This is a genomic window from Klebsiella sp. GFKo11 (assembly GCF_056490265.1).
Genome location: NZ_CM151369.1, coordinates 5829682 through 5852472, shown reverse-complemented (window position 1 = coordinate 5852472; position 22791 = coordinate 5829682). Strand labels below are relative to the sequence as shown.

25 protein-coding genes and 1 tRNA gene are annotated in these 22791 nt (G+C 56.8%); 5 read left to right on the top strand and 21 right to left on the bottom strand.

Features of this window, described 5'->3' with window-relative positions:
- Window positions 1-17 precede the first annotated feature (17 nt).
- From phnN to AC07P6_RS28035, 11 genes are all read right to left on the bottom strand, one after another.
- Entirely contained in the window at window positions 18-581 is a 564-nt protein-coding gene (gene phnN, locus AC07P6_RS28085; RefSeq protein WP_478315183.1) for a ribose 1,5-bisphosphokinase, read from the bottom strand.
- Window positions 581-1717, bottom strand: a complete 1137-nt coding sequence (gene phnM, locus AC07P6_RS28080; RefSeq protein ID WP_478315182.1) for an alpha-D-ribose 1-methylphosphonate 5-triphosphate diphosphatase — start codon at window positions 1715-1717, stop codon at window positions 581-583. Before phnM ends, phnN begins: the two co-directional genes overlap by 1 nt.
- Window positions 1714-2394: a phosphonate C-P lyase system protein PhnL gene (gene phnL / locus AC07P6_RS28075; protein WP_478315181.1), complete on the bottom strand. Its 681-nt coding sequence runs from the start codon at window positions 2392-2394 to the stop codon at window positions 1714-1716. Before phnL ends, phnM begins: the two co-directional genes overlap by 4 nt.
- A 107-nt stretch (window positions 2395-2501) precedes the next feature.
- On the bottom strand, window positions 2502-3260 hold the full coding sequence (gene phnK, locus AC07P6_RS28070; RefSeq protein ID WP_478315180.1) for a phosphonate C-P lyase system protein PhnK: 759 nt from the start codon (window positions 3258-3260) through the stop codon (window positions 2502-2504).
- Entirely contained in the window at window positions 3257-4105 is an 849-nt protein-coding gene (locus AC07P6_RS28065; protein ID WP_478315179.1) for an alpha-D-ribose 1-methylphosphonate 5-phosphate C-P-lyase PhnJ, read from the bottom strand. The genes phnK and AC07P6_RS28065 overlap by 4 nt, the downstream gene beginning before the upstream one ends.
- Window positions 4098-5162: a carbon-phosphorus lyase complex subunit gene (locus AC07P6_RS28060; protein WP_478315178.1), complete on the bottom strand. Its 1065-nt coding sequence runs from the start codon at window positions 5160-5162 to the stop codon at window positions 4098-4100. The genes AC07P6_RS28065 and AC07P6_RS28060 overlap by 8 nt, the downstream gene beginning before the upstream one ends.
- Complete coding sequence (gene phnH / locus AC07P6_RS28055) at window positions 5162-5746, bottom strand: phosphonate C-P lyase system protein PhnH (RefSeq protein ID WP_478315177.1); 585 nt, start codon at window positions 5744-5746, stop codon at window positions 5162-5164. The genes AC07P6_RS28060 and phnH overlap by 1 nt, the downstream gene beginning before the upstream one ends.
- On the bottom strand, window positions 5743-6195 hold the full coding sequence (gene phnG / locus AC07P6_RS28050; RefSeq protein WP_110274526.1) for a phosphonate C-P lyase system protein PhnG: 453 nt from the start codon (window positions 6193-6195) through the stop codon (window positions 5743-5745). Before phnG ends, phnH begins: the two co-directional genes overlap by 4 nt.
- A complete protein-coding gene (gene phnF, locus AC07P6_RS28045; RefSeq protein WP_478315176.1) occupies window positions 6196-6921 on the bottom strand; it encodes a phosphonate metabolism transcriptional regulator PhnF in 726 nt (241 codons plus the stop codon).
- Window positions 6922-7234: 313 nt separating this feature from the next.
- On the bottom strand, window positions 7235-7669 hold the full coding sequence (gene yjdN / locus AC07P6_RS28040; protein WP_478315175.1) for a VOC family metalloprotein YjdN: 435 nt from the start codon (window positions 7667-7669) through the stop codon (window positions 7235-7237).
- Between the two features lie 213 nt (window positions 7670-7882).
- Complete coding sequence (locus AC07P6_RS28035) at window positions 7883-8218, bottom strand: zinc ribbon domain-containing protein YjdM (protein ID WP_110274523.1); 336 nt, start codon at window positions 8216-8218, stop codon at window positions 7883-7885.
- A 539-nt stretch (window positions 8219-8757) separates the two neighbouring features.
- Between AC07P6_RS28035 and proP the strand changes: the two genes are divergently transcribed.
- On the top strand, window positions 8758-10260 hold the full coding sequence (gene proP, locus AC07P6_RS28030) for a glycine betaine/L-proline transporter ProP (RefSeq protein WP_478315174.1): 1503 nt from the start codon (window positions 8758-8760) through the stop codon (window positions 10258-10260).
- Window positions 10261-10311: 51 nt separating this feature from the next.
- Here the strand turns inward: proP and melR are convergent, their stop codons facing one another.
- On the bottom strand, window positions 10312-11253 hold the full coding sequence (melR, locus tag AC07P6_RS28025) for a transcriptional regulator MelR (protein ID WP_478315173.1): 942 nt from the start codon (window positions 11251-11253) through the stop codon (window positions 10312-10314).
- Window positions 11254-11490: 237 nt separating this feature from the next.
- On the opposite strand from melR, the gene melA reads away from it, so the two are divergent.
- Window positions 11491-12837, top strand: a complete 1347-nt coding sequence (melA, locus tag AC07P6_RS28020; RefSeq protein WP_182235692.1) for an alpha-glucosidase/alpha-galactosidase — start codon at window positions 11491-11493, stop codon at window positions 12835-12837.
- Window positions 12830-13024: a hypothetical protein gene (locus AC07P6_RS28015; protein WP_478315172.1), complete on the top strand. Its 195-nt coding sequence runs from the start codon at window positions 12830-12832 to the stop codon at window positions 13022-13024. Before melA ends, AC07P6_RS28015 begins: the two co-directional genes overlap by 8 nt.
- Before the next feature lie 265 nt (window positions 13025-13289).
- Here the strand turns inward: AC07P6_RS28015 and cbpM are convergent, their stop codons facing one another.
- The 3 genes from cbpM to AC07P6_RS28000 all read right to left on the bottom strand — a co-directional run bounded on the left by cbpM (window position 13290) and on the right by AC07P6_RS28000 (window position 15340).
- Window positions 13290-13595: a chaperone modulator CbpM gene (gene cbpM, locus AC07P6_RS28010; protein WP_139540885.1), complete on the bottom strand. Its 306-nt coding sequence runs from the start codon at window positions 13593-13595 to the stop codon at window positions 13290-13292.
- Window positions 13595-14515 carry a curved DNA-binding protein gene (gene cbpA / locus AC07P6_RS28005; RefSeq protein WP_478315171.1) on the bottom strand — a complete coding sequence of 307 codons (921 nt, stop codon included), beginning with the start codon at window positions 14513-14515 and terminating at the stop codon, window positions 13595-13597. The genes cbpM and cbpA overlap by 1 nt, the downstream gene beginning before the upstream one ends.
- 144 nt (window positions 14516-14659) lie before the next feature.
- A complete protein-coding gene (locus tag AC07P6_RS28000; protein WP_478315170.1) occupies window positions 14660-15340 on the bottom strand; it encodes a TerC family protein in 681 nt (226 codons plus the stop codon).
- 222 nt (window positions 15341-15562) lie between these two features.
- On the opposite strand from AC07P6_RS28000, the gene AC07P6_RS27995 reads away from it, so the two are divergent.
- Window positions 15563-16351: a DsbA family protein gene (locus AC07P6_RS27995; protein ID WP_478315169.1), complete on the top strand. Its 789-nt coding sequence runs from the start codon at window positions 15563-15565 to the stop codon at window positions 16349-16351.
- Window positions 16352-16383: 32 nt separating this feature from the next.
- Here AC07P6_RS27995 and AC07P6_RS27990 read toward each other — a convergent pair whose 3' ends face one another.
- Window positions 16384-16980: a TetR/AcrR family transcriptional regulator gene (locus tag AC07P6_RS27990; protein ID WP_434660541.1), complete on the bottom strand. Its 597-nt coding sequence runs from the start codon at window positions 16978-16980 to the stop codon at window positions 16384-16386.
- Between the two features lie 114 nt (window positions 16981-17094).
- Between AC07P6_RS27990 and AC07P6_RS27985 the strand changes: the two genes are divergently transcribed.
- Window positions 17095-17682 carry an NAD(P)H-dependent oxidoreductase gene (locus AC07P6_RS27985; protein ID WP_182235697.1) on the top strand — a complete coding sequence of 196 codons (588 nt, stop codon included), beginning with the start codon at window positions 17095-17097 and terminating at the stop codon, window positions 17680-17682.
- Between the two features lie 46 nt (window positions 17683-17728).
- Here the strand turns inward: AC07P6_RS27985 and AC07P6_RS27980 are convergent.
- The 5 genes from AC07P6_RS27980 to cutA all read right to left on the bottom strand — a co-directional run bounded on the left by AC07P6_RS27980 (window position 17729) and on the right by cutA (window position 22749).
- Window positions 17729-17804: transfer RNA gene (locus tag AC07P6_RS27980), tRNA-Phe, on the bottom strand.
- Between the two features lie 115 nt (window positions 17805-17919).
- Window positions 17920-20007, bottom strand: coding sequence for a DUF1176 domain-containing protein (locus AC07P6_RS27975; protein WP_478315168.1), 2088 nt, complete (start codon window positions 20005-20007; stop codon window positions 17920-17922).
- Window positions 20008-20075: 68 nt separating this feature from the next.
- Complete coding sequence (locus AC07P6_RS27970; RefSeq protein ID WP_110274600.1) at window positions 20076-20651, bottom strand: transcriptional regulator; 576 nt, start codon at window positions 20649-20651, stop codon at window positions 20076-20078.
- A 35-nt stretch (window positions 20652-20686) separates the two neighbouring features.
- The gene (locus tag AC07P6_RS27965; RefSeq protein ID WP_478315167.1) at window positions 20687-22450 is read right to left on the bottom strand and encodes a protein-disulfide reductase DsbD; all 1764 of its coding nucleotides are present in this window, start codon (window positions 22448-22450) and stop codon (window positions 20687-20689) included.
- Window positions 22426-22749 (bottom strand): divalent cation tolerance protein CutA, encoded by a 324-nt coding sequence (cutA, locus tag AC07P6_RS27960; RefSeq protein WP_112216238.1) that lies wholly within the window; start codon window positions 22747-22749, stop codon window positions 22426-22428. The genes AC07P6_RS27965 and cutA overlap by 25 nt, the downstream gene beginning before the upstream one ends.
- Window positions 22750-22791: the final 42 nt, after the last annotated feature.

Sequence of the window (22791 nt, the reverse complement as noted above, 5' to 3'; positions counted from 1 at the left end):
TTTTCACCTCGCGTCATTCAGGCAAGCTGCTGTTCGCGTCGGTTGCCGTGAACACGGATCAGCGACACCAGGGCATCCACTGACTGGCTCAGGCGACCATCGTTGTTGAGGGTCAGGCACGCACTTGGCGTATAACGTGCCGCGCGCTCCAGCCGCTGAGCGATCTCCGTTTCGTTCTCTCGCCCGCGCTGCTCTAGACGTTGACGCAGTACTTCTGGCGAAACCTGCAAACAGATGGGCAGCAGGGCGTCAGCATAGCGCGTTTTTGCCTGAGCCAGATGAGCGCGGGAACCGTTAGCGACGACGTCAAACCCGGCGTGCAGCCACAGGTCAATCTCGATGCCAATGCCGTAGTAATTGTTATTGGCGCGCCAGCTAAGCGCAAACAGATGCTGCTCGGCGCGGGTGAAAAACTCATGCTCGCTGAGGGCAATATGGTTCTCACAGCCCGCATTGTGCGGGCGAGTAATGTAACGGTGCGCCACCAGTAGCTGCGGGTGTTCGCGCTGGCGCAGCGCCGCCAGCAGGCTATCTTTGCCGGAGCCGGATGGGCCGACCAGCCAAATCAGTTTCCCTGCCATTAAAAGACCCTCTTACCTTGACGCCAGACGTTATCGATATGGACATGCTCGCCGCGACGGTGTGCCAGCACCAGATCCGCGCGCTTACCTTCGGCAATCGCGCCGCGATCGTGTAGCCCCAGCGCCTGCGCGGGGTTTTTGCTCACCAGACGAATAGCCTGGGCGAGGGTAAACGCGTTGCCGTCGTCATCGGCGATGCGGAAAGCGGCATCCAGCAGGCTGGCGGGATAATAGTCGGAAGAGAGAATATCCAGCAGGCCGTTGCTCGCCAGGTGATGAGCGGCGACATTGCCTGAATGCGAGCCGCCACGCACGATGTTCGGCGCGCCCATCAGGACGTTCATCCCGTGCTGACGCGATGCCTGCGCTGCGGCTAATGTGGTAGGAAATTCGGCGATCACGCTGCCAAGCTGGTGCGATTCGACCACATGTTCATGGGTGGCGTCGTCGTGGCTGGCCAGCGCGATATTGCGCTCGCGGCACATGGCGGCGATGGTTTGCCGGTTGGGCTGTGACCAGGCCGCCGCCAGCGCCATCTGCTCCTCTTCGAATTTATCCATCTCTTCGTTGGTCAGATGATATTTCCCCTGGTAGTAGTCGCGATATTTGCTGCGGTCGGCGTACTGGCGCTGGCCCGGTGAGTGATCCATCAGGGAGACCATGCTTACCGGCTCGCGGCTAACCAGCTTCTCAAACAGCGGCAGAGTGGTGTGATGCGGCAGCTCGCAGCGCAGATGCAGCCGGTGCTCGGCGCGGTTGAGGCCGTATTTTTGCGTCTCTTCCACGGCATTGATCATCTTTTCCAGATTCTCCAGACGGTCGCCACCATCGCGCACGTCACCAATGGCGACGGCATCCAGCACGGTGGTGATGCCGCTGGCGATCATCAGCGCGTCGTGGCTGCTCATCGCCGAGTGGGCGGGCCAGTCCACCTTGGGACGCGGGGTGAAAAACTTGTCCAGATTGTCGGTATGCAGTTCAATCAGCCCCGGCAGCAGCCAGCCGCCTTCGCCGTCAATCGCTTCTGCCAGGCGACTCTGGCTTTCGGCAAAGGCAGAAATTCTGCCATCCTGCACTTCCAGCGAACCGTTGATCACCTCATCTTCGAGGACCAGCTTTACATTATTGATAATCATGCTGAAATCCCCATAGGGTGCAGGCGGTCGGCGACCTGATTACGCGTTGCCTCATCGTGAAAAATGCCGACGATGGCCGCGCCGCGCGCTTTAGCTTCGTTAATCAGTTCCACTACCGCAGCGCTGTTTTTCGTGTCCAGCGAGGCAGTAGGTTCGTCGAGGAGCAAAATCGGGTAATCGACCGCGAAGCCGCGGGCGATGTTGACGCGCTGCTGTTCGCCGCCGGAAAAGGTGGAAGGAGCCAGGTGCCACAGGCGTTCAGGGACGTTCAGGCGCGTCAGCAAGCGGGCGGCCCTTGCGGCGCTCTCTTCGTGTGGAATACCCAGTTCGAGCAGCGGCTGCATCACTACGTCGAGAGCCGAGATGCGCGGGATCACCCGCAAAAACTGGCTGACCCAGCCGATGGTGGTTTTACGTACTTCCAGCACTTTACGCGCCGAGGCGCTGACCAGATCGACCCATTCGTCACCGTGGCGAATATGGATGTGGCCGCTATCGGGCAGGTAGTTGGCGTACAGCGAGCGCAGCAGGGTTGATTTTCCGCTGCCGGAGTGGCCGTGCAGCACCACGCATTCACCGGTATTGACGGTCAGCGAGGCGTCGGCGAGAACCGGCAGACGAGCGCCGTGCTGCTGGTGCAGAACAAAGGTTTTATAGATGTTTTCAACGCGGATCATGTTGGCCTCTGGGGGTTGATTGCCGGGTGGCGGCTGCGCCTTACCCGGCCTACAGGTGCGCTGTTCGTAGGCCCGTGCAAGCGAAGCGCCGCCGGGCAACAGCAACATCAGTTCTGCAATACCGACGACACCAGCAGCTGGGTATAGGGGTGGTGCGGATCGTCGAGCACCCGGTCGGTTAAGCCGCTTTCCACCACCTGACCCTGCTTCATCACCAGCAGGCGGTTAGCCAGCAGGCGGGCGACGCCGAGGTCATGGGTCACAATCACCACCGCCAGGTTCAGCTCTACCACCAGACCACGCAGCAGGTCGAGCAGGCGCGCCTGTACCGAAACATCCAGCCCGCCAGTAGGCTCATCCATAAACACCAGCTTCGGCTGGGTCACCAGATTACGAGCGATCTGCAAACGCTGCTGCATGCCGCCGGAAAAGGTGGTGGGCAGGTCGTCAATGCGTGAAGGCGGGATCTCTACCTCCTGCAACCACTGCTCGGCGGTGGCGCGAATATCACCGTAGTGCCGCGCGCCGGTCGCCATCAGGCGCTCGCCGATATTGCCTCCCGCCGACACCTGGCGGCGCAGGCCATCCATCGGATGCTGATGCACTACGCCCCATTCGGTGCGCAGCAGGCGACGGCGATCCGCTTCGCTCATCGCGTACAGCGAACGACTCTGATACAGCACTTCGCCCTGCTGCGGCCTCAAGCGGGCGGAAATCGCCTGCAGCAGAGTGGTTTTCCCCGAACCTGATTCGCCGACGATACCCAGCACTTCGCCCGGCCACAGTTCAAACGACACATCGCTGAAGCCTTTGCCCGGCGCATAAAGGTGGGTCAGGTTATTGACCGCCAGTAACGGATGACTCATTTTTTCTGCGCCTCGCTCTGTTGGCGGCAATAGTCGGTATCGGAGCAGACAAACATTCGCTTGCCGCTGTCGTCGAGCACCACTTCATCAAGGTAGCTATGGCGCGACCCGCAGATGGCGCACGGCTCGTCCCACTCCTGGACGGTAAACGGATGATCGTCGAAATCGAGGCTTTCCACCGGGGTATAGGGCGGCACCGCGTAGATGCGTTTTTCGCGCCCGGCACCAAACAGCTGTAGCGCAGGCATCATATGCATCTTCGGATTATCGAATTTAGGAATCGGCGACGGGTCCATCACGTAACGGCCATTGACCTTTACCGGATAGGCGTAGGTGGTGGCGATATGGCCGAAACGGGCGATGTCCTCGTACAGCTTCACCTGCATCACGCCGTACTCCTCCAGCGCGTGCATGGTGCGAGTCTCAGTTTCGCGTGGCTCGATAAAACGCAGCGGCTCCGGGATCGGCACCTGGAAGATCAGGATCTGATCTTCAGCCAGCGGCGTTTCCGGGATCCGGTGACGAGTCTGGATCAGCGTGGCGTCTTCGGTGCATTCAGTGGTGGTGACGCCGGTGACGCGCTGGAAAAACTGGCGAATCGACACCGCGTTGGTGGTGTCGTCGGCACCCTGATCGATGACCTTCAGCACGTCGTTTTCACCAATGACGCTGGCGGTAAGCTGAATACCGCCGGTTCCCCAACCGTAGGGCATTGGCATTTCGCGTCCGCCGAACGGCACCTGGTAACCGGGGATCGCCACCGCTTTGAGGATAGCGCGGCGGATCATGCGTTTGGTCTGTTCGTCGAGATAAGCAAAGTTGTAACCGGTCAGCGCGTTAGCCACGTGGATTCTCCCGTTGCAGGCGTTTGAGTAGCGCCAGTTCGGCCTGGAAATCGACATAGTGGGGAAGTTTGAGGTGCGAAACGAAACCGGCGGCCTCGACGTTATCGGCATGAGCCAGCACAAACTCCTCGTCCTGGGCCGGGCCCCCCACCTCTTCGCCGTACTCCGGCGCCTGAAGCGCACGGTCCACCAGCGCCATCGCCATCGCTTTGCGCTCGCTCATGCCAAACGTCAGGCCGTAGCCGCGGGTAAAGTGCGGCGGCTCATCCTGCGGGTCGACAAAGCCGTTAACCATTTCACATTCGGTCATCAGCAGTTCGCCGATATTGACAGTGAATCCCAGCTCTTCAGGGGTAATTTCCACCGCAACGTAGCCGCTACGGATTTCGCCAGCAAACGGGTGATTGCGCCCGTAGCCGCGCTGGGTGGAGTAGGCCAGCGCCAGCAGATAGCCTTCGTCGCCGCGCACCAGCTGTTGTAGGCGCGACGAGCGCGAACAGGGATAAACCGGCGGATTACGGGTGATGTCATCGGGCTGCGCGTTGCTATCTTGCTCGGCTTTTGCCAGTTTTTGCTGGACCAGCAGATTAAAGACGTGCGGCGTCGGTTCCTGTGGTGCGCTATTGGCTGCCAGCGGCGGTGTTTCGCCGTTAGCCAGCAGGGTAAAATCGAGCAGGCGATGGGTGTAATCGTAGGTCGGGCCGAGCATCTGGCCGCCGGGGATATCTTTATAGACCGCCGAAATTCGGCGCTCAAGGCGCATATTGGCGGTATCGACGGGCTCGCTGACCGCCAGCCTTTGCAGCGTGGTGCGGTAAGCGCGTAGCAGAAAGATGGCTTCAACGTTATCGCCGCTGGCCTGCTTTAGCGCCAGCGCCGCCAGCTCCCGGTCGGCGATGCCGCCTTCGGTCATTACCCGGTCCACCGCCAGGTTGAGCTGCTGGGTAATCTGTTCAACGCTGATTTCCGCAAGCCGTCCATCGCCCCGGCGTTTATGTTCCTGTAGGGCGTGAGCGGCGACGATCGCCTTCTCACCGCCTTTGACGGCTACGTACATTAGCAGACCTCTACATGGGTGGTGCGTGGGATGGCCAGCAGCCGTTCGCCGCAGGTCAGGATCAGGTCGATGCCCAGCGGGAACGGGTGCGGGCGCTCGGTCAACTCTTCAATAATGCATTCCGGCAGCTGCGGGGCGATCATGCGCTCTTCAGCGATACCCGCGCCGGTCAGACGCAGCATGCGTCCGCCGCTAAGGCTGGCAAGCTGGACAATCAGCGTCACACCAGTTTCAGGGGCGACGACGGTTCCGGAGGAAAGTACGTTCAACTGTTCGGCGCTGATGCTGTCGTTGGCGATGGCGAAGGTCGCCTGCTGCGGCTGTTCAACCAGCGGCGCGCCGGTATGAAATCGCAGATTCTGCCCGACAAGGTCGTTATGCAGCGCTGGAGCCAGCCAGACCGGCGTGTCGTGATCGACCAGCGTCAGCAACAGGCTGGTGGAGGCAACGTTTAGCGGCTGCCAGCCATGCTGGAGCTGTTGCAGGGAGACTATCACCCCCGGCTCGCTCATCGCTTTCAGCAGACGGCGGAAACTGTGTTGGGCGTCCTGCACAGCCAGGGTAAAAGCGGGTTGTAATGTCATGCGTTATCTCCGCGAACCAGAGTAAAGAAGTCGACCCGGCTGGCGTTGACTTCGGCGCGTCGGGCTTCAATGCGCGCGCTACGTTGTTCTTCCAGCGGGGTTATCAGGGTTTCCATCAGGGTGTGAAAATGGTGTGGCGACTGCATCAGGGCATCGATAGCCGCACAGCGTTCGGCGTGCGGACGGTCGCGGCCCAGGATCCAGCTATAGCCGAGCGTGCCGTCGGCCAGGCGAATCGCGGCGCGAGTTAATGTGGTATCACCAGCAAAGAAACGATCGCCGATGCCGCCCATGCGCGCCTGTAGCTGCACCAGGCCGGTTTCCGGGGTGCGAATCAGCTCATACTGCGGCGCGAGGTTTAGCGTTTGCATCCGCGCAGCAAGTTCTTGTGGTTCACTGTGGGCCAGCACGGACATCCAGCGCTGGCGGGTGGCGGTATCAAAGTGCATTCAGTGCTCCATCGTGAATTCAATCATGTCGGCGCGGGTCAGGCTGACGGAGTACTCCGTCGCGCTCTGTTCGTTCTGACGATGATTCAGCGTGCGCACGCACAACAGCGGCGCCATATTGGGAATGTTGAGGATCTTGCTCTCTTTGGCCTGCGCGCGGCGGGCGCTGATTTTGGTGCGTACGCGGGTCAGCTCGATATCAAGCTGGTCGCGCAGCAGGTCATGGAGAGAGCCGTGGGTAAAGGTTTGCAGCACCGGCCACAGGCGCAGGTCGGTAAAGTAGTGGTCAATCAGGCACAGGGCGACGCCGTTAACGCGGCGCAGGGTGCGCAGGTGAATAACGTTATCGCCTTCGTTAATGGCAAAGGCTTCGGCCACGTGACTGCTGGCCGGGCGCAGGACCGACAGCAGCTTCTCGCTGGTCGGATGGCTGCCCTGTTCGAGAAGATTCTGGCTAAAGCGTGCCTGGGCATTGAGCGGATAATCAATCGGGCGCATCAGCACCAGTACGCCGACGCCTTGACGGCGCTGGACCCAGCCGCGATCAACGAGCTGATCGATAGCCCGGCGCAGGGTGTGGCGGTTGACTTCGAAGCGGGTCGCCAGCTGCTGCTCAGCGGGAAGGTAGTCGCCGCAGCGGTAGTGGTGGCGAAGCTCTTGCTCAAGTTTGGCGGCAATTTCCTGATATCGTGTCGGGTAACTGGTCGGATGTCTGGATAAGTACATGTCAATCGAGCCTCACTAAGGACAAGAAGGTTTTTCCCTCTGAGCGTGGGCCGATCCTGACGGATTATTGTTACATTTCGGTTAAAACATGATGACCGGAGGATGAAGAGTGGGTGCCAGTGAGATGACAAGGCGAGGGGATATCTGCGCGCTGACCCTCACCCCGGCCCTCTCCCGGAGGGAGAGGGAGAAAAGCGGGTTCGGAGTGGTCTGCCTGCGGGGCTAACAGAACGGCTCAGTAGCTGAAGATAGTACCGTCCTATCCCCTCTCCCTTTTGGGGAGAGGGTTAGGGTGAGGGGGGAAATATAGGCTTCAAGGCTCTTTCACCACGTTGACCATCCACGGGACACCGAAGCGGTCGGTCACCTTACCGAAACCGTGGGCCCAGAAGGTTTCCTGCCAGACCATCTCTATCTGCCCGCCGTCGGCGAGGCCGTCAAACCAGCGTTTACCTTCCTCAATATCTTTTGGATCCAGCACGAGTGTAAACCCGGCGTAGCGCTCCGTTTTGCTGGAGGGGCTGTCGCTGAGCATCAGGATGCCGTCCGCCACGCGCAGGCTGGCGTGGGCGATCCCGTCGGCGGCGAGATGCTGGCCCGAAGGGCAACCGTCTTCGGCATCCTGTATATCCTGCGGCATTTCGCCGTAAGTGATTTGGTGAATGAGCTCAGCACCCAATGCCTTCTGGTAGAACGCGATGGCTGCGGCGCAGTTGCCGCTAAAAGCGATGTAGGGACTTAAGGGCATAACCATTACCTCAGGTAACGAATATCTCATTAAGCGTAGAAGGGGATTGCAAAATTAAGCCAGGCGGCAGCGGCGGAATACCCGATACGGCCAGCAGGTCAGCGTAGGGTGACCGGGGAATAATGACCACTTTTCAGATTTTTCTATCGAGAAATATATTCCCGCCCGACGGCGTGCGCTGGGGAATAATAGCGACGCCGGGCAGGAAATAAATCAGTTCTTTTTAACAAATTCAGATTTTAACTTCATCGGGCCAAAACCATCGATTTTGCAGTCAATATTATGATCGCCTTCAACGAGGCGGATATTCTTCACTTTTGTGCCGATTTTCAGCATAGAAGAGCTACCTTTAACCTTCAGATCTTTCACTACGGTAACGCTATCGCCGTCGGCCAGTAAATTACCGTTGGCATCTTTGACGACCAGCGCATCGTTATCGTCCGCAGGCTCGGCATTGTTCCATTCATGGGCGCATTCTGGGCAGATAAACATGCTGTTGTCTTCATAAGTGTATTCAGAATGGCATTTTGGGCAGTGTGGCAGTGACATGACGTTCCTCGCGATTACTGGGTAAAACAGGACGTTGGTCCATTAAATGGCGGCTGATAGCCGAAAGTAACGCTGATTATAACGCAATCCCGCACTTTTGTCGGGCCTTTTTTACGGGCGTTCTCGAGGAAGAAAGCAAATATATATCGCGAAAAACCGCCAGGTTATTTCCATAAAATCGGCCAGATATTTCCGGAAATGTATCGTTAACTTCCAATATTCATTGAACTTATTGGTTTTGGGTGACTCTGTTTAAGGGTAGGTAAATTTTTGTGAAGTTGATCCCATAATTAAACGCTGTTAGGGTAAAAAGGCGAGATCGTAAATTCACCATACTTATAGCGACTCCGTTTATTCATTTATGGCCAGAGCAGGCGTCAACAGGTTCGGTTGTACAGACTGTCAGCAGACAGTGCAGGCAAACCTGCTACGCTTGAAAGGTGGAGCACAGCAATGAATTGCTCCCAACGCATGACGCGAATGACCTTGTCATTCGGCGGAGATTCGTGCGCTCAAGGCGAGAGCAAAAGAGGAAAATTATGCTTAAAAGGAAAAAAGTAAAGCCCATCACGCTTCGGGATGTGACCATCATTGATGACAGCAAACTGAAGAAAGCGATTACCGCAGCCTCGCTGGGTAACGCGATGGAATGGTTCGATTTTGGGGTTTATGGTTTTGTTGCGTATGCCTTAGGTAAAGTCTTCTTCCCCGGTGCAGACCCCAGCGTGCAGATGATTGCCGCACTCGGTACATTCTCGGTTCCCTTCTTAATTCGTCCGCTAGGCGGCCTGTTCTTCGGGATGCTGGGCGATAAATATGGTCGACAAAAGATTCTGGCGATAACTATCGTCATTATGTCGATAAGTACATTCTGTATCGGTCTTATTCCGTCGTATGCCACCATTGGTATCTGGGCACCGATCCTGCTGCTGCTATGTAAAATGGCGCAGGGCTTCTCGGTAGGCGGGGAATATACCGGTGCATCCATCTTCGTCGCTGAATACTCGCCTGACCGCAAGCGTGGCTTTATGGGCAGCTGGCTGGACTTTGGTTCGATTGCCGGTTTTGTCATGGGTGCAGGCGTGGTGGTGCTGATTTCCAGCGTGGTGGGCGAAGAGAACTTCCTCGACTGGGGCTGGCGTATCCCGTTCTTCCTGGCGCTGCCGTTAGGGCTTATTGGCCTTTATCTGCGTCACGCGCTGGAAGAGACCCCGGCGTTCCAGCAGCATGTTGATAGCATGGAGCAGGGCGATCGTGAAGGCCTGCAGGAAGGACCAAAAGTCTCGTTTAAAGAAATCGCCACCAAACACTGGCGCAGCCTGCTGACCTGTATCGGTCTGGTGATCTCCACTAACGTTACCTACTACATGCTGCTGACCTACATGCCGAGCTACCTGTCGCATAACCTGCACTATTCGGAAGACCACGGGGTGCTGATTATTATCGCGATTATGGTCGGGATGCTGTTTGTGCAGCCGGTTATCGGTATGCTCAGCGACCGCTTTGGCCGTCGTCCGTTTATTCTTATTGGTAGCGTTGCGCTATTTGCGCTGTCGATTCCGGCCTTTATCATGATCAACAGTAACGTTCTCGGCCTGATTTTTGCCGGCCTGCTGTTGCTGGCGGTGATTCTGAACTGCTTTATCGGGGTGATGGCTTCGTCGCTGCCGGCGATGTTCCCGACCCATATTCGCTTTAGCGCCCTGGCCAGCGCCTTCAACATCTCGGTGCTGATTGCGGGTCTGACGCCAACCCTGGCCGCCTGGCTGGTGGAAACCACGCAGAACCTGATGATGCCAGCTTACTATCTGATGGTGATTGCGGTTATCGGTCTGGTTACTGGCCTGTCGATGAAAGAGACCGCCAATCGTCCGTTGAAAGGGGCGACGCCTGCGGCATCCGATATTCAGGAAGCGAAGGAAATCCTCGGTGAGCACTACGATAACATCGAGCATAAAATCGAAGATATCGATCAGGAAATCGCCGACCTACAGGAAAAACGTTCTCGTCTGGTGGATCAGCATCCGCGTATTAACGACTAATCTGTTAGCGTTGTGAATCATGCCGCCGCGGGCTTCCCCCGGCGGCATTTTTTATGCTTCCGCGGGTGGCAGGCTGTGGCGACGCTGCTGGCTCAGCTTGCGATACTGCTGCGGCGGCATGCCGACATACTTGTTAAAGGTGCTGTAGAAGCGGCTGCTGGAGCGAAAACCGGCGGCCAGGGCAATATCAAGAATGGTTTTATCGGTGTCGCTGAGCAGAGCGCGAACGTGATTAATGCGCATCGTCGTAATGTACTGCTTCATGGTCTGCTGCATCACCCGCTGAAAAATCCCCATCGCGTAGTTGGCATTCAGCTTCACATGTTCGGCGACGTCGTCGACGGTGAGCGCCTGATCGTAATGGGCGGCGATATATTCCAGCATCTGGCTGACGTAAAACTGAGCGTGGCGCGACACGCTGTTCTTGTGCGTACGTGAGGTTTTGTTCACCAGAATCGGCTGCCAACCGGAGAGGCTTAGGCGTTTGAGCATCAGGGCAATTTCATCGATAGCTAGCTGGCGAATCTGCTCGTTTTCGCTGTTCAGCTCATGCTGCCAGCGCTGGATTTCAAACACGCTCAACTGCTGGGCGGCCAGCGATTTCACCACCATCCCGTGAGTGACGTGGTTGATAAGCTCCCGGTCCAGCGGCCAGGACAAAAACAGATGCATCGGCAGGTTAAAGATAGCCATCTGCTTGCAGTCGCCGGGACGAGTCAGCCGATGAGGCGTGCAGGCCCAGAACAACGTGATATAGCCCTGCTTAATGCGTACTACTTCATCGTTGATCAGATATTCCACATCGCCATCGAAGGGAACGTTTACCTCCACCTGACCGTGCCAGTGGCTGGCGGTCATCGCATAAGGCGTGCGCAGTTCGATATCCATCCGCTGATATTCAGAGTAGAGCGCCAGCGGGCTGCGGGGTTGATGCTCATCGCTACTGCTCATATAGGAGTCGGCAGGCTGCGCCGCGTGAGATTTATCGATCATGATGTGGATTCCTGAATCATCATACTTGCCGATTTTTGCGCCAGTGAGCCCTCATCTTAGTCGAAATAACGGCCCGTTTTCTCTTCTTTTCCGTCTATTTATTCCCAGAACCTCATATTTTATGCTTGCAGATTGTCGATCTGAGCTTCCGGGAATGCTCCAGGGGGAACAGGGCAGCGCGGCAAAGGCCCGGCGTGCCACTCTGTCACCGTTCAATGACCTTATGGAGAGAGCCCTATGTCTGCCCCAAAAATTACCTTTATCGGTGCCGGTTCGACGGTGTTCGTCAAAAATATTCTCGGTGATGTTTTTCAACGCCCGGCGCTGAAATCGGCGCATATTGCCCTGATGGATCGGGATGCGACCCGTCTGGAAGAGTCACATACTGTGGTGCGTAAACTGATGGATTCACTCGGCGCTGATGGAGAAATCAGCTGCTATCGCGACCAGAAAGCGGCGCTACAGGATGCGGATTTCGTGGTGGTGGCCTTCCAGATCGGCGGCTATCAGCCCTGCACGGTGACCGATTTTGAAGTCTGTAAGCTGCATGGCCTGGAGCAAACCATTGCCGATACCCTTGGCCCGGGTGGGATCATGCGCGCGCTGCGTACTATTCCGCATCTGTGGCGTATTTGCGACGACATGACCGAGGTCTGCCCGAATGCCACGATGCTTAACTACGTCAACCCGATGGCGATGAACACCTGGGCGATGTACGCTCGCTACCCGCATATTAAGCAGGTTGGGTTGTGCCATTCGGTGCAGGGGACGGCGGAGGAGTTGGCTCACGATCTGGACCTCGACCCGGCGGATTTACGCTACCGCTGCGCCGGTATCAACCATATGGCTTTTTACCTGTCGCTGGAGAAAAAGCTTGGTGACGGCAGCTACGTCAGTATTTATCCGGAGATGTTGCAGGCATTTGCCGAAGGTCGCGCGCCGAAGCACCGCGAGGATTCGCGCTGCCAGAACATCGTCCGCTATGAGATGTTCAAAAAGCTCGGCTACTTTGTCACCGAATCCTCCGAGCACTTCGCCGAATACACGCCGTGGTTTATCAAGCCGGGGCGTGAGGACCTTATCGAGCGTTATCAGATACCGCTGGACGAATACCCGAAACGCTGCGTGGAGCAGGTGGCAAACTGGCACAAGGAGCTGGAGCTGTATAAAACCAGCGAGCGTATTGAGGTGAAACCGTCGCGCGAATACGCCAGCACCATTATGAACGCCATCTGGACCGGTGAACCGAGCGTGGTGTACGGCAACGTGCGCAACGATAATCTTATCGACAACCTGCCGCAGGGGTGCTGCGTGGAAGTGGCCTGTCTGGTGGATGCTAACGGCATTCAGCCGACCAAAGTGGGCAAGCTGCCAGCTCATCTGGCGGCGATGATGCAAACCAACATCAACGTGCAGACTCTGCTGACCGAGGCGATCCTCACCGAAAACCGTGACTACGTCTATTACGCGACCATGATGGACCCGCATACGGCGGCGGTGCTGGGTATTGAAGAGATCTATGCGCTGGTGGATGACCTGATCGACAGCCACGGCGACTGGCTGCCGGCGTGGGTGCATGGTTAATTATTGTGCGGTATTTGTGCCGGATGGCGGCTTTGCGTTTTTCTCCCGGCTCGCGCTGCGCTTAGCCGGGCTACTGGTTCACTGTTATCTGCGGATGGGTAGCCCGGACAAGGCGCGTCAAGCGCCGCCTCCGGGGAAACAGCGTGCAATGTTGCTTCAGGTTATCTTCCCGGTGGCGCTGCGCTGACCGGGCTACGGGTTCACCGCCGTCTGTGGACGGGTAGCCCGGACAAGGCGCGTTAAGCGCCTTGTCCGGGGGAACAACGCGCAATGGCGCTTCATATTATCTTCCCGGTGGCGCTGCGCTGACCGGGCTACGGGTTCACCGCCGTCTGTGGATGGGTAGCCCGGACAAGGCGCGTCAAGCGCCGCCTCCGGGGGAACAACGTGCAATGGAGCTTCAGATTATCTTCCTGCTGGCGCTACGGGTTCATCGCCGTCTGCGGACGGGTTTAACTATGCGTCAGAAAGCGCGCCAGCCGATGCTGCAGGATTTGATTTTCGCGGCTCAGGCGCGCGTTCTCATCCAGCAGCGTCAGCGCCACGGCGATACCCGGCCAGTCCAGTTCCAGCTCCTGTCGCAGGCGTAGGGCGCGGTGAACGAGCGTCACCGCGCTATCATCAAACAGCCAGTTTTCCCGCTGCGGCTGGCGTGGTTCAATCATGCCGAGGCCGACGATTTCGTTCAGCTCCTCCTCGGAAACGCCGGTGTGGAGACAAAACTCGGTAATCGTGAACGTCACTGTTATCTTAGCCATCAGGCTTTCCCCCATGTCTTACGCGGCTCGAAGCTGGCTTGCGCATCGGCCAGCTGTTGCCAGAGCGCGCGGCTCTTCTCATCTGGTTTTGGCGGCATAACGATTTTAATTACCGCATACAGATCGCCGGTGGTGGTTTTACTGACCAGCCCTTTACCTTTCACGCGCAGGCGCTGCCCGGCCTGGCTGCCCGGTGGGATTGTCAGCAGAATGCTCTCTTTCAGCGTTGGAATGGTGACTTTGGTACCTAACGCAGCTTCCCACGGCGACAGCGGCAGGACGATTTCAAGATTATGGCCGACGACATCAAACAGTGGATGCGGAGCGATATGAATCACCAGCCACAGGTCGCCGTTCGGGCCGCCATTTTCGCCGGGGGTGCCCTGGCCTTTGAGGCGGATGCGTTGACCGTCAACCACGCCCGCAGGAATTTTCACGTTCAGCGTTTTCGGCGTTTCGCTTTCAACCATGCCAAAGACGTTATAAACCGGCAGCTTATAGCTGATGGTGCGCATCTGCTCGGCCAGAGTCTCTTCGAGGAATACCGCGACCTCTATCTCTAAATCGTGCCCCCGGACGCCGTGCTGGCGGCGGCTGTGGTGTGCCTGCTGGCCAAACATGGTTGAGAAAATATCGTCGAAATCCTGCTGGCTGTAGCTCTGCTCGTGGGAGTGTTGCTGCTGACGACCAAACTGCGGATCGTTGCGGTGCTGCCAGAGCTGGTCATATTCGGCGCGGCGCTGGTCGTCTTTGAGCACTTCCCAGGCTTCGGCGAGATCTTTGAATTTGGCTTCGGCCTCGGTTTCTTTGCTGACATCGGGGTGATATTTGCGTGCCAGACGGCGATAGGCGGTCTTGATGGTTTTCAGATCGTCCGTTGGCTGAACCCCTAAAATGGCATAATAATCCTTTAATTCCATGATGTTATCTCATTTATGCGCAATATTACGGTTACAGATCCCTGGATCAGGTGTCTTTAATAAGCGTAGGGCAAATGAGAGCAGGTGTGGGGGAAAAGTGGCGCAAACTTGACGCCGTCGGGATTGACGGCGCCAGAGTGGGCGCTATTCGGCGGAGGGCCTGCGGTTTCTGCGTAGCCCTTCCAGTAGCACCAGGGCTGCGCCGATGGCACCGCCAATCAAAGGGAGAGCCGCAGGCGCGTTGGGGAACAGATGCACGATGGTCACGTCGGTCACCATCATCGAACCGGCAATCCAGCCAATCAGCGCGCCGCCCAGCATCACCACGTACGGGAAGCGGTTAAGGATTGCCAGCACCAGTTTACTGCCTGCGACGATAATCGGGATGCTGATCAGTACACCCAACGCGACCAACACCAGGTGGCCTTTCCCGGCAGCGGCAACCGCCAGTACGTTATCCAGCGACATAATCACATCGGCGACGGTAATGGTGACTGCGGTGCGCCACAGGCTGCTGGAGCTGCTGACTTCGCTCTCTTCTTCCTGATTGGTGACCAGCTTGATGCCAATCCACAGCAGCATCAGCGCACCGACCACTTTTAACCACGGTAGTGAGAGCAAATAGATAGCCACTGCCAGCAGCAGCACGCGCGCCACTATCGCGCCGAAGGTGCCGATGATAATGGCTTTGGTTCGCTGATGTGGCGGCAGTTTACGGCAGGCCATCGCGATCACCACCGCGTTGTCGCCGCCTAATAACAGGTCGATAGCAATAATTTGCAGCAGAATAACCGCCACGTCCCACTGACTGAAAAACTCGTTCATACCTAACTCATCTAACTAAAAAAGGATCCCACAGGGAAAAGCAGGGGGCGAAGCGTACTCCCGTTCGGTCGCGTTGACCACCGGGCGGAAAGCCGTAACGTATCTGGTTATTGAAAAATATAGTTACCAATCATTGCCCTGTCTGGTGATGATTCGCCGGCAAAGGATGATATTTTGTGCATAAGACTCACCTGCCGTTTACCTATCGCAAGGACTACCCACATGCCCGGCCATAAGAATTTACTGACTCTCGCCTTTATTGGCGCCGCTCTGCTTCCGGTGATGGCGACCGCCGCTGAGGCGCCTGCGCCGACGTTTACGCCCGAACAGGAAGCCCGTATTGGCAAAATTGCCGCGGATTATTTAGTTGCGCATCCTGAAGTGCTATTGCAGGCCAGCCAGAAGCTGCAACAGATTCAGGAGCAGCAGCAGGCCAGCGCCGCAACTCAGGCAGTACTGAAGAACGCCGCCGCGCTGACTCAGGATAAAAATACGCCAACTTACGGCCCTAAAGAGGGCAAAGTGACGGTCATTGAGTTCTTTGATTATCAATGCGTTTACTGCAGTCGTCTGGCGCCGGTTATGGAGCAGGTGATCAAAGAGAACCCGCAAACCCGCTTCGCTTTCAAAGAGTGGCCTATTTTCGGCAGCCGTTGGGAAACCTCTCTGGAAGCGGCGAAAACCGGCCTGCAGATTTACCAGCAGAAGGGCGCAGAGGCCTATCTGACCTACCACAACGGGATCTATTCCACCGGGCATAACGAAGGCAAGCTGACGGCTGCCGACATCCAGCAGCAGGCGAAGAAAGTGAATTTCGACGCGAAAAAAGCGACGGATGTTGGAGCGGTGCTGGATGGCACGAATCAACTGGCGCAGGAAATCGGCCTGAGCGGCACGCCCGGGGTTATCGTGATGCCGACAACGGGTGCCACGGAAGCAACAATTACCGTGTTCCCTGGGCTGGCGGATAAAGCCTCGCTGGATGCGGCGATTAAGAAAGCAGGCGGCTGATAAGCAAAGCGTCCGCCGCCAGCGGACGCTTCTTAACCACGGCAGCAGCGCTGCAACATCGACATAATCACCTGAAATAGCTCATCTTTAGCCTGTTGTTCTGTGATGACGCCGTTCACTACCGCGGCCGCTAGCCCGTCAGCGGAGCCGAGCATGGCAAGAATGGCGGCCTTGCTGAGATTATCGCTCCCACAAAGCGGTGAAAAGTATTGCCGGCATTTTGCGGTAAATGCGGCGATGCACTCTTGTTTGATCTTCTCCAGCTCAGGCGTCCCGGCCAGCGCGGCCATCACGCTCGGCATTTCCCGTCCCTGATGTAACACGCACTCGATGTAAGCGTTGGCTATCGCCGAGGCCAGTTTTTCCGCATCAGGCTCGGTGTTGCGCAATATCTCATCCATCTTCACCGTCTGGCGTTGGTCGTACTCGGTATAAAGTGTGGCGAAAAGTCCCGAACGGCTGTCAAAATGATCGTAAACCACCGGTTTGGTGACGCCCGCCTGTGTCGCCAGGTAGCCTAGCGTCAGGGCTTCGGTCCCTTCTTCACGAATAATATGCCAGGCGACATCAACCAGTTGCTTGTGCCGCTCTTCTCGCGATAAACGCTGCCGTACGAGTGGTTCAGACATAGAGCATTCTCCCGTTGACAAGCTTATATACCAAAGGTAACTTACCATTAGTAGGTTACTGTTAGTATATAAGACTACGTCCGATATCGTCATATGGCAACTGGAGTCTCCGTCATGCATGCATTAATCGTGGTTTCTCACCCCCTCAACACTTCTTTGACGCATAGCGTCGCCACGGCGATTGCCCAAGGGGTCGCTGAATCTAACCCGCACAATACTGCTGAACTCGCTGATTTAACTCAGGAAGGTTTTAACCCCGTTTTTGCTGCGCCGGATATCGCAGCTTTCCTGCAAACCGACGCCACGCCGGCAGATGTGATTGCTGAACAGGCCCGGATCGACAACGCCGACGCGCTGGTGCTGGTTTTCCCTATTTATTGGTGGTCGATGCCAGGGCTGCTAAAAGGATGGATCGATCGCGTGTTCTCAAATGGCTGGGCTTATGAGGAGACCGCCGATGGTAACGTAGTGAAGAAGCTGGGCCACCTGCGGGTGCATCTGGTTGCCTTAGGCGCAGCGAATCAGAAAACGTATGATAAGCATGGGTTTACGGATGCGTTTAATGCACAAATCTCCCATGGAATTTTTGACTATTGCGGAGCTACGGTGGTGAGTTCTCAGATGATGTTGTTGCCGGAACTGGAAACGGCGGAAGCTCATCTGGAAGCGGGGCATCAGCTTGGAAGGACGATGTTTAGCTGAAAGCAGAAAAGCAAAAACCCAGCCATAGGCTGGGTTCTTTAAATAGTGGTGCCCGGACTCGGAATCGAACCAAGGACACGGGGATTTTCAATCCCCTGCTCTACCGACTGAGCTATCCGGGCAACGGGGCGCATTAAACCGTAATCCGTACGCTCCGTCAATCAAATTTCTCGATTTATCTACCGGTTGCTTAACTTTGCGGCAATTCTGCGCCCGGAGGCGCTTTTTTGCTTAAAATCACATCATGCCGTTATCGCCTTCGCGGGTTTTCCAGCCGCTGGTCACCGAGATGGCGTGGCGTAATCCGGATATCGTGTAGTCGCCGATGACCTCTTCATCATCGCGCGGAGAGCTGATGGTGATTTCCGCATCAACGCCGTGACGGTATGCACCGTGGTGGCTAAAGATGGTACCGATAAAACATTTTTCGTTCAGCCAAACCGGAATGTAAGCCACGGTTTCATAAATATAATTAGACGCCACGCCGCTGTAGTAGCTATCCGCATCGTCGGCTGACGTACCTGGGGGAATAGGGCAAATCGGCGCGTCGCTGTCGCTCTGTGGCTTATCCTTCAGCAGGCTGCTCTGCATCACTTCCAGCGATTTCAGCAGATCTGACTTTTCCCGGTCGCTCAGTGCAGGCGTCAGCGGCTGGTCTTTTTCCGGCGAGCTGATGCCGTCGAGGGTGTAGCGATAGCGAATTGTCACCGCCGGGGTGCTGCTGGAGGGGCTAAACGGGCGCAATAGATAGAGATTATCTTCGCCAAACTGGCCGTTGTACCAGAGGGCATACACCTGGCCGTTAATTCGCACCCAATGGCTCCATTGGTTAGCGCCGCGACCGTTAAGGGAATAGAGCGCGCCAGGAACGCCTGCGTCAAAGTCATCGCCGTTGCCGCTGTCGTCGTTATTGACCGCATCAAAAGCATCATCCCCGCGTTTTAATACGCCGGTGTAGCTAAAGAGGCCCGTGCCGCCGACGTAGCTGTCGATGATTAAATCGCGTCTGCCGTCGCCGTCGAGGTCCACTAGCGTAAAGCTGACTTTGCCGTTTTCGGAGTCGGCGCTGATATCGGACTGGAGAAACGCCTGCCACTCATCATCGCTAATATCGGCGGAAGGCTTCGTCGTCGTTACCAGAGAGTCGTCCGCATAGCTCAGCGTAAAATGGCTGACATGACCGCTTAGCGGGAACTGTTCGGCGATTTTATTGAGATCCAGTTCCGGGTTGGCCTTTTGCTCTTTTAACACGGCGCTGTACAACGCCTTCAGTGCGCTGTTATCGGCATCTTTCTGCTGCTTTGGGATCACCTGGCTAACGAACGTTGGCAGCATCCATGCACCGCCGGGGGCGATTTCACGGCAGTCGCCGGTGGTGTATTTCAGGCTCTGGACAAACGTTTTGCCATCCCAGACGCGCTCTTCTCCGCTAATACAGTCGGCGATACCGCGGCCTTTGTGGAAAAAGGTGATAACGCCATCGGCATAGCTGGAGGCATCGGTGGTCACCAATTGAGGCTGGGTCAGCAGCGTTTTATCCACGACCCACATGGCGTAGCCGTCGTTATAGGCCGCGCGCCAGCACAGCGCCTCAATCAGCATATGATTTTTATCCAGCGGAGTTGAGGTGAGTTGTCGTTCCGACGCCGGGATATCTGCGTTTTGCCAGTCATCACAATGGCTGTTAAGCGCTGGCGTCAGCTGTGGCAGGAGTTTCTCCCGTAGCTTTGTCGTGAGCGTCGTGGAGGCTGCATTGTGAATGACCGGCGCGGCGATAATTTCCGGCGCAGGCGTTGCCGCCAGGATGTTGTCATCTCCGGCATCGCCTTTACGCACTAGCGCATCGGCGGTGCCCAGACGTTGCTGAAACTCATCCATTTTCAGAAATACTGCGCTGCTGCCTGTGCTGGAGAGCTGCTTGCGCTCGTCGTTAAGCGCCAGCTCAATTTTGCCGCTGTGCTCCAGAGCCTGAATTAGCGCGGCGGTCTGGGTATCGTCAAAGCGAAAATGGCTCTCGTCGTTGGCATCAAGCGCGCCGTTATCCTGACCGTCGATGAATAAATTCACCGTCGCATCGGGCGGAATATCGTGCTCGGTCTGGGCGAAGGTGGCGAGGGCGATGACGTGCTGTGCCTCGCCCGCGTTGCGTGTCAGCAAGACGCTGACTTCACCCATTGTCGCGCCATAGCCCGCAGCCCGACAGGTGCCGGTGTTGTCACAGGCAAGTTCCCAGTCTTTGTGCGCGAAAGAAAAACCTTGCGGGGAAGCTGCCAGAAGCGGTGTCGAACACAGCCCCATGATGGCAACCCAAAGAAGAGAACGCATATAAAACCCTGTCAGCATATCCGTGAGGGGGAAATTATATGCGTGATGTATCGGTTAAGATATCGGAATCAGGTTAGAGCCCCGCCCATTCGACACTGAGCAAAACGCAAAATGTCTTCCGCCAGGCGACGTGCGGTATCGACATCGGCCTGACTGCGTTTGATCAACAGGCGACTCAGGCAGCCTTCGATGATAAGTTCCATCTGCTTCGCGACCATCGCCGGATCGTCAACTTCGAGCTGGCTAAGCAGCTCATGAGTGTAGGCCAGCGAAGCCTGCTTTTGCTGCTCTGCCAGTTGATGGATCGGATGCTGGGCGTCCGGATAGAACGTGCAGGCAGCAATAAACAGGCAGCCTGGATAGCGATGATTGCTCACGCATGTGGTCAGCGCAGCGTAACGCGCCAGCAGCTTCTGCTCCGCGCTTAGCGACTCGTCCAGCAATAGCTGACGACGCCAGACGTCGACCTGATGGCTGAGATAGCGTAGCGCGTCATACAGCAGGGCTTCGCGGTCGGGCCAGAAACGTTTGAGGTCATCGAGCGGGTAAGCCACGCGCTCGGCGACCATTTCCAGCGTGGTGTTCGCGATACCCTCGATTTCGAGGATTTGGATGGCTTCACCCAGGACATCTTCACGTTGCACGGTCTTCTCCTCCATTTTTCCTCCTAAAGTGTCGCTCACGGTTGTCGATCGCGCAAATGGGCGCTGAATGCCGCAGCATCCATAAAACCCGTGACGCGCTGTGCGGGCTGTTCCTCTCCCTGTTCGTTGAAGAACAGAATCGTGGGTAGGCCGAGCACCTGCAGGTGCTTCAGCAGAGCCGCGTCTTCAGCGCTGTTCTTTGTGACATCCACTTGCAACAGAACGGTATCTTTTAGGGCCTGCTGTACGTCAGGCGAACTAAAGGTGTATTTCTCGAACTCTTTACAGGCCACGCACCAGTCGGCATACAGATCGAGCATCACCGGTTTGCCTTTAGCCTGAGTCAGCGCCTGGTTGAGCTCGGCGATATTATTGATGCGGGTAAATTCCAGATGCGCCTGCTGTTGGGCGACCGCTGTGCCGAAAGCCCAGTCCTGTAAAGGACGAGCGCTGACCAGCGCGGCTCCAAGCATCACAATCTGCACAATGCGCAGCCATGAACGGGTGGCACCAAGCGAGGTAATAAACGCCCAGCTAAAGAAGGCGACACCAAGCAGAGACCAAAGCCGCAGGCCCCAGAGATCGCCGATGATACGTTCCAGTAAAAATACCGGCAGGGCGAGGATCACAAAACCAAAGGCGGTCTTGACGTGAGCCATCCACGGGCCGCTTTTGGGCAGCAGGCGGTTGCCGAATACGGTCACCAGGATCAGCGGTAGTCCCATACCGAGCGCATAGAGATACAGCGTCCCTCCGCCCAGCCACAGATTACCGCTCTGGGCGATATACAGCAAAATGGCGCTCAGCGGTGCGGTCGTGCAAGGCGAGCAGATGAGTCCGGCAATCGCCCCCATCGCAAATACGCCACCCGGCGAACCGCCCTGACGTTTGTTGCTCATCAGCGTCAGACGCGTTTGCAGCGACGAAGGCAGTTGCAGCGTAAACAGACCAAACATCGACAGCGCCAGCAGGATAAATACCACCGATAGACCGATTAGCACATAAGGATGTTGTAGCGCCGCCTGGAACTGTAAACCTGCAGCGGCGACCACCAGTCCCAGCGCAGTATAGGTTAACGCCATCCCCTGAACGTAAATAAACGCCAGTAGCAGAGCGCGGGCGGTGGAAAGCCGCTGCTTACCGCCCAGCACGATGCCGGAAATCAGCGGGTACATCGGCAGCACGCAGGGGGTAAACGCGATGCCAATACCAATTAACAGCGCCCATAGCGCGGTAAAGGGCAGGTCAGAACCTTTGTTATCTGGGGCCGGGGGAGAAAGATCAGACGGCGACTCTACCGGTAGCGTCGGGCGCGTTTCCAGTGGTAGAGGTGGGTTTAGTTTGGGGGCTACAGCGTCGCTGCTGGAGAGTGCGAGCGCCTTGCCGAGCGGCACGATTTTAGTTTCTGGCGGATAGCAAAAACCGGCATCCGCACAGCCCTGATAAGTCACGGTAAGCGTCGCGCCTGCGGCTGCCTGAGTCAGGGTTACCGGTACGCTCAGGCGCTGGCGGTAAATTTCACTTTTGCCGTAGAACTCATCTTCATGCCATTCGCCTGACGGCAGGGAGGGTTCGGTAAACGTCGCATCGGCGGACGTCAGTTTGATCTGTTTGCGATAGAGATAGTAACCATCCTTGATTTGCCAGGTCAGATTTAAGTCGTGTTGGTTCTGCTGAAAATCAAAGGCGAAAGCCTGATCAGCAGAAACAAAGTTCGAACGGCCAGGTGCGTCGAACAGTCCGGCAATGGCTGATGTGCTGCAAAGCAGCAGGATCAGCGTAATGATGCGTTGAGCCATGAGAGGTAATCGTTGTCTCCGTGAATGACGGGCAGAACCAGAAGTTCAGGGGTTTGATACGGGTGATGGGACTTCAGGCAGTCCAGCAACGCCTGCTGGTGGGCGAGATCGGTTTTCAGCAGCATTTGCACTTCATACTCCTGCTCCAGCTTCCCTTCCCAATAGTAGAGCGAAGTCGCTCCCGGCAGGAGAGTGGCGCAGGCGGCGAGTTTTTCCGCCAGCACTTTGGCCGCCAGATCCTGGGCGGTTGCTTCATCCGGCGCGGTACAGAGTACAACAACAGCATCAGGCGTAGTCATCGTGAACCTCGTATCAGCGAAAAGAGGCACTATAGCACGCAA

Coding starts and splice junctions, on each gene's coding strand:
- phnH (WP_478315177.1), bottom strand. CDS start 5,746: ATGACATTACAACCCGCTTTTACCCTGGCTGTGCAGGACGCCCAACAC.
- AC07P6_RS27990 (WP_434660541.1), bottom strand. CDS start 16,980: ATGTCTGAACCACTCGTACGGCAGCGTTTATCGCGAGAAGAGCGGCAC.
- AC07P6_RS28035 (WP_110274523.1), bottom strand. CDS start 8,218: ATGTCACTGCCACACTGCCCAAAATGCCATTCTGAATACACTTATGAA.
- AC07P6_RS28000 (WP_478315170.1), bottom strand. CDS start 15,340: ATGAACGAGTTTTTCAGTCAGTGGGACGTGGCGGTTATTCTGCTGCAA.
- AC07P6_RS27995 (WP_478315169.1), top strand. CDS start 15,563: ATGCCCGGCCATAAGAATTTACTGACTCTCGCCTTTATTGGCGCCGCT.
- phnL (WP_478315181.1), bottom strand. CDS start 2,394: ATGATCCGCGTTGAAAACATCTATAAAACCTTTGTTCTGCACCAGCAG.
- AC07P6_RS28015 (WP_478315172.1), top strand. CDS start 12,830: ATGGTTAATTATTGTGCGGTATTTGTGCCGGATGGCGGCTTTGCGTTT.
- AC07P6_RS27975 (WP_478315168.1), bottom strand. CDS start 20,007: ATGCGTTCTCTTCTTTGGGTTGCCATCATGGGGCTGTGTTCGACACCG.
- phnG (WP_110274526.1), bottom strand. CDS start 6,195: ATGCACTTTGATACCGCCACCCGCCAGCGCTGGATGTCCGTGCTGGCC.
- cutA (WP_112216238.1), bottom strand. CDS start 22,749: ATGACTACGCCTGATGCTGTTGTTGTACTCTGTACCGCGCCGGATGAA.
- AC07P6_RS27965 (WP_478315167.1), bottom strand. CDS start 22,450: ATGGCTCAACGCATCATTACGCTGATCCTGCTGCTTTGCAGCACATCA.
- phnF (WP_478315176.1), bottom strand. CDS start 6,921: ATGTACTTATCCAGACATCCGACCAGTTACCCGACACGATATCAGGAA.
- melA (WP_182235692.1), top strand. CDS start 11,491: ATGTCTGCCCCAAAAATTACCTTTATCGGTGCCGGTTCGACGGTGTTC.
- proP (WP_478315174.1), top strand. CDS start 8,758: ATGCTTAAAAGGAAAAAAGTAAAGCCCATCACGCTTCGGGATGTGACC.
- cbpM (WP_139540885.1), bottom strand. CDS start 13,595: ATGGCTAAGATAACAGTGACGTTCACGATTACCGAGTTTTGTCTCCAC.
- AC07P6_RS27985 (WP_182235697.1), top strand. CDS start 17,095: ATGCATGCATTAATCGTGGTTTCTCACCCCCTCAACACTTCTTTGACG.
- phnM (WP_478315182.1), bottom strand. CDS start 1,717: ATGATTATCAATAATGTAAAGCTGGTCCTCGAAGATGAGGTGATCAAC.
- cbpA (WP_478315171.1), bottom strand. CDS start 14,515: ATGGAATTAAAGGATTATTATGCCATTTTAGGGGTTCAGCCAACGGAC.
- phnK (WP_478315180.1), bottom strand. CDS start 3,260: ATGAGTCATCCGTTACTGGCGGTCAATAACCTGACCCACCTTTATGCG.
- yjdN (WP_478315175.1), bottom strand. CDS start 7,669: ATGCCCTTAAGTCCCTACATCGCTTTTAGCGGCAACTGCGCCGCAGCC.
- melR (WP_478315173.1), bottom strand. CDS start 11,253: ATGATCGATAAATCTCACGCGGCGCAGCCTGCCGACTCCTATATGAGC.
- phnN (WP_478315183.1), bottom strand. CDS start 581: ATGGCAGGGAAACTGATTTGGCTGGTCGGCCCATCCGGCTCCGGCAAA.
- AC07P6_RS28060 (WP_478315178.1), bottom strand. CDS start 5,162: ATGTACGTAGCCGTCAAAGGCGGTGAGAAGGCGATCGTCGCCGCTCAC.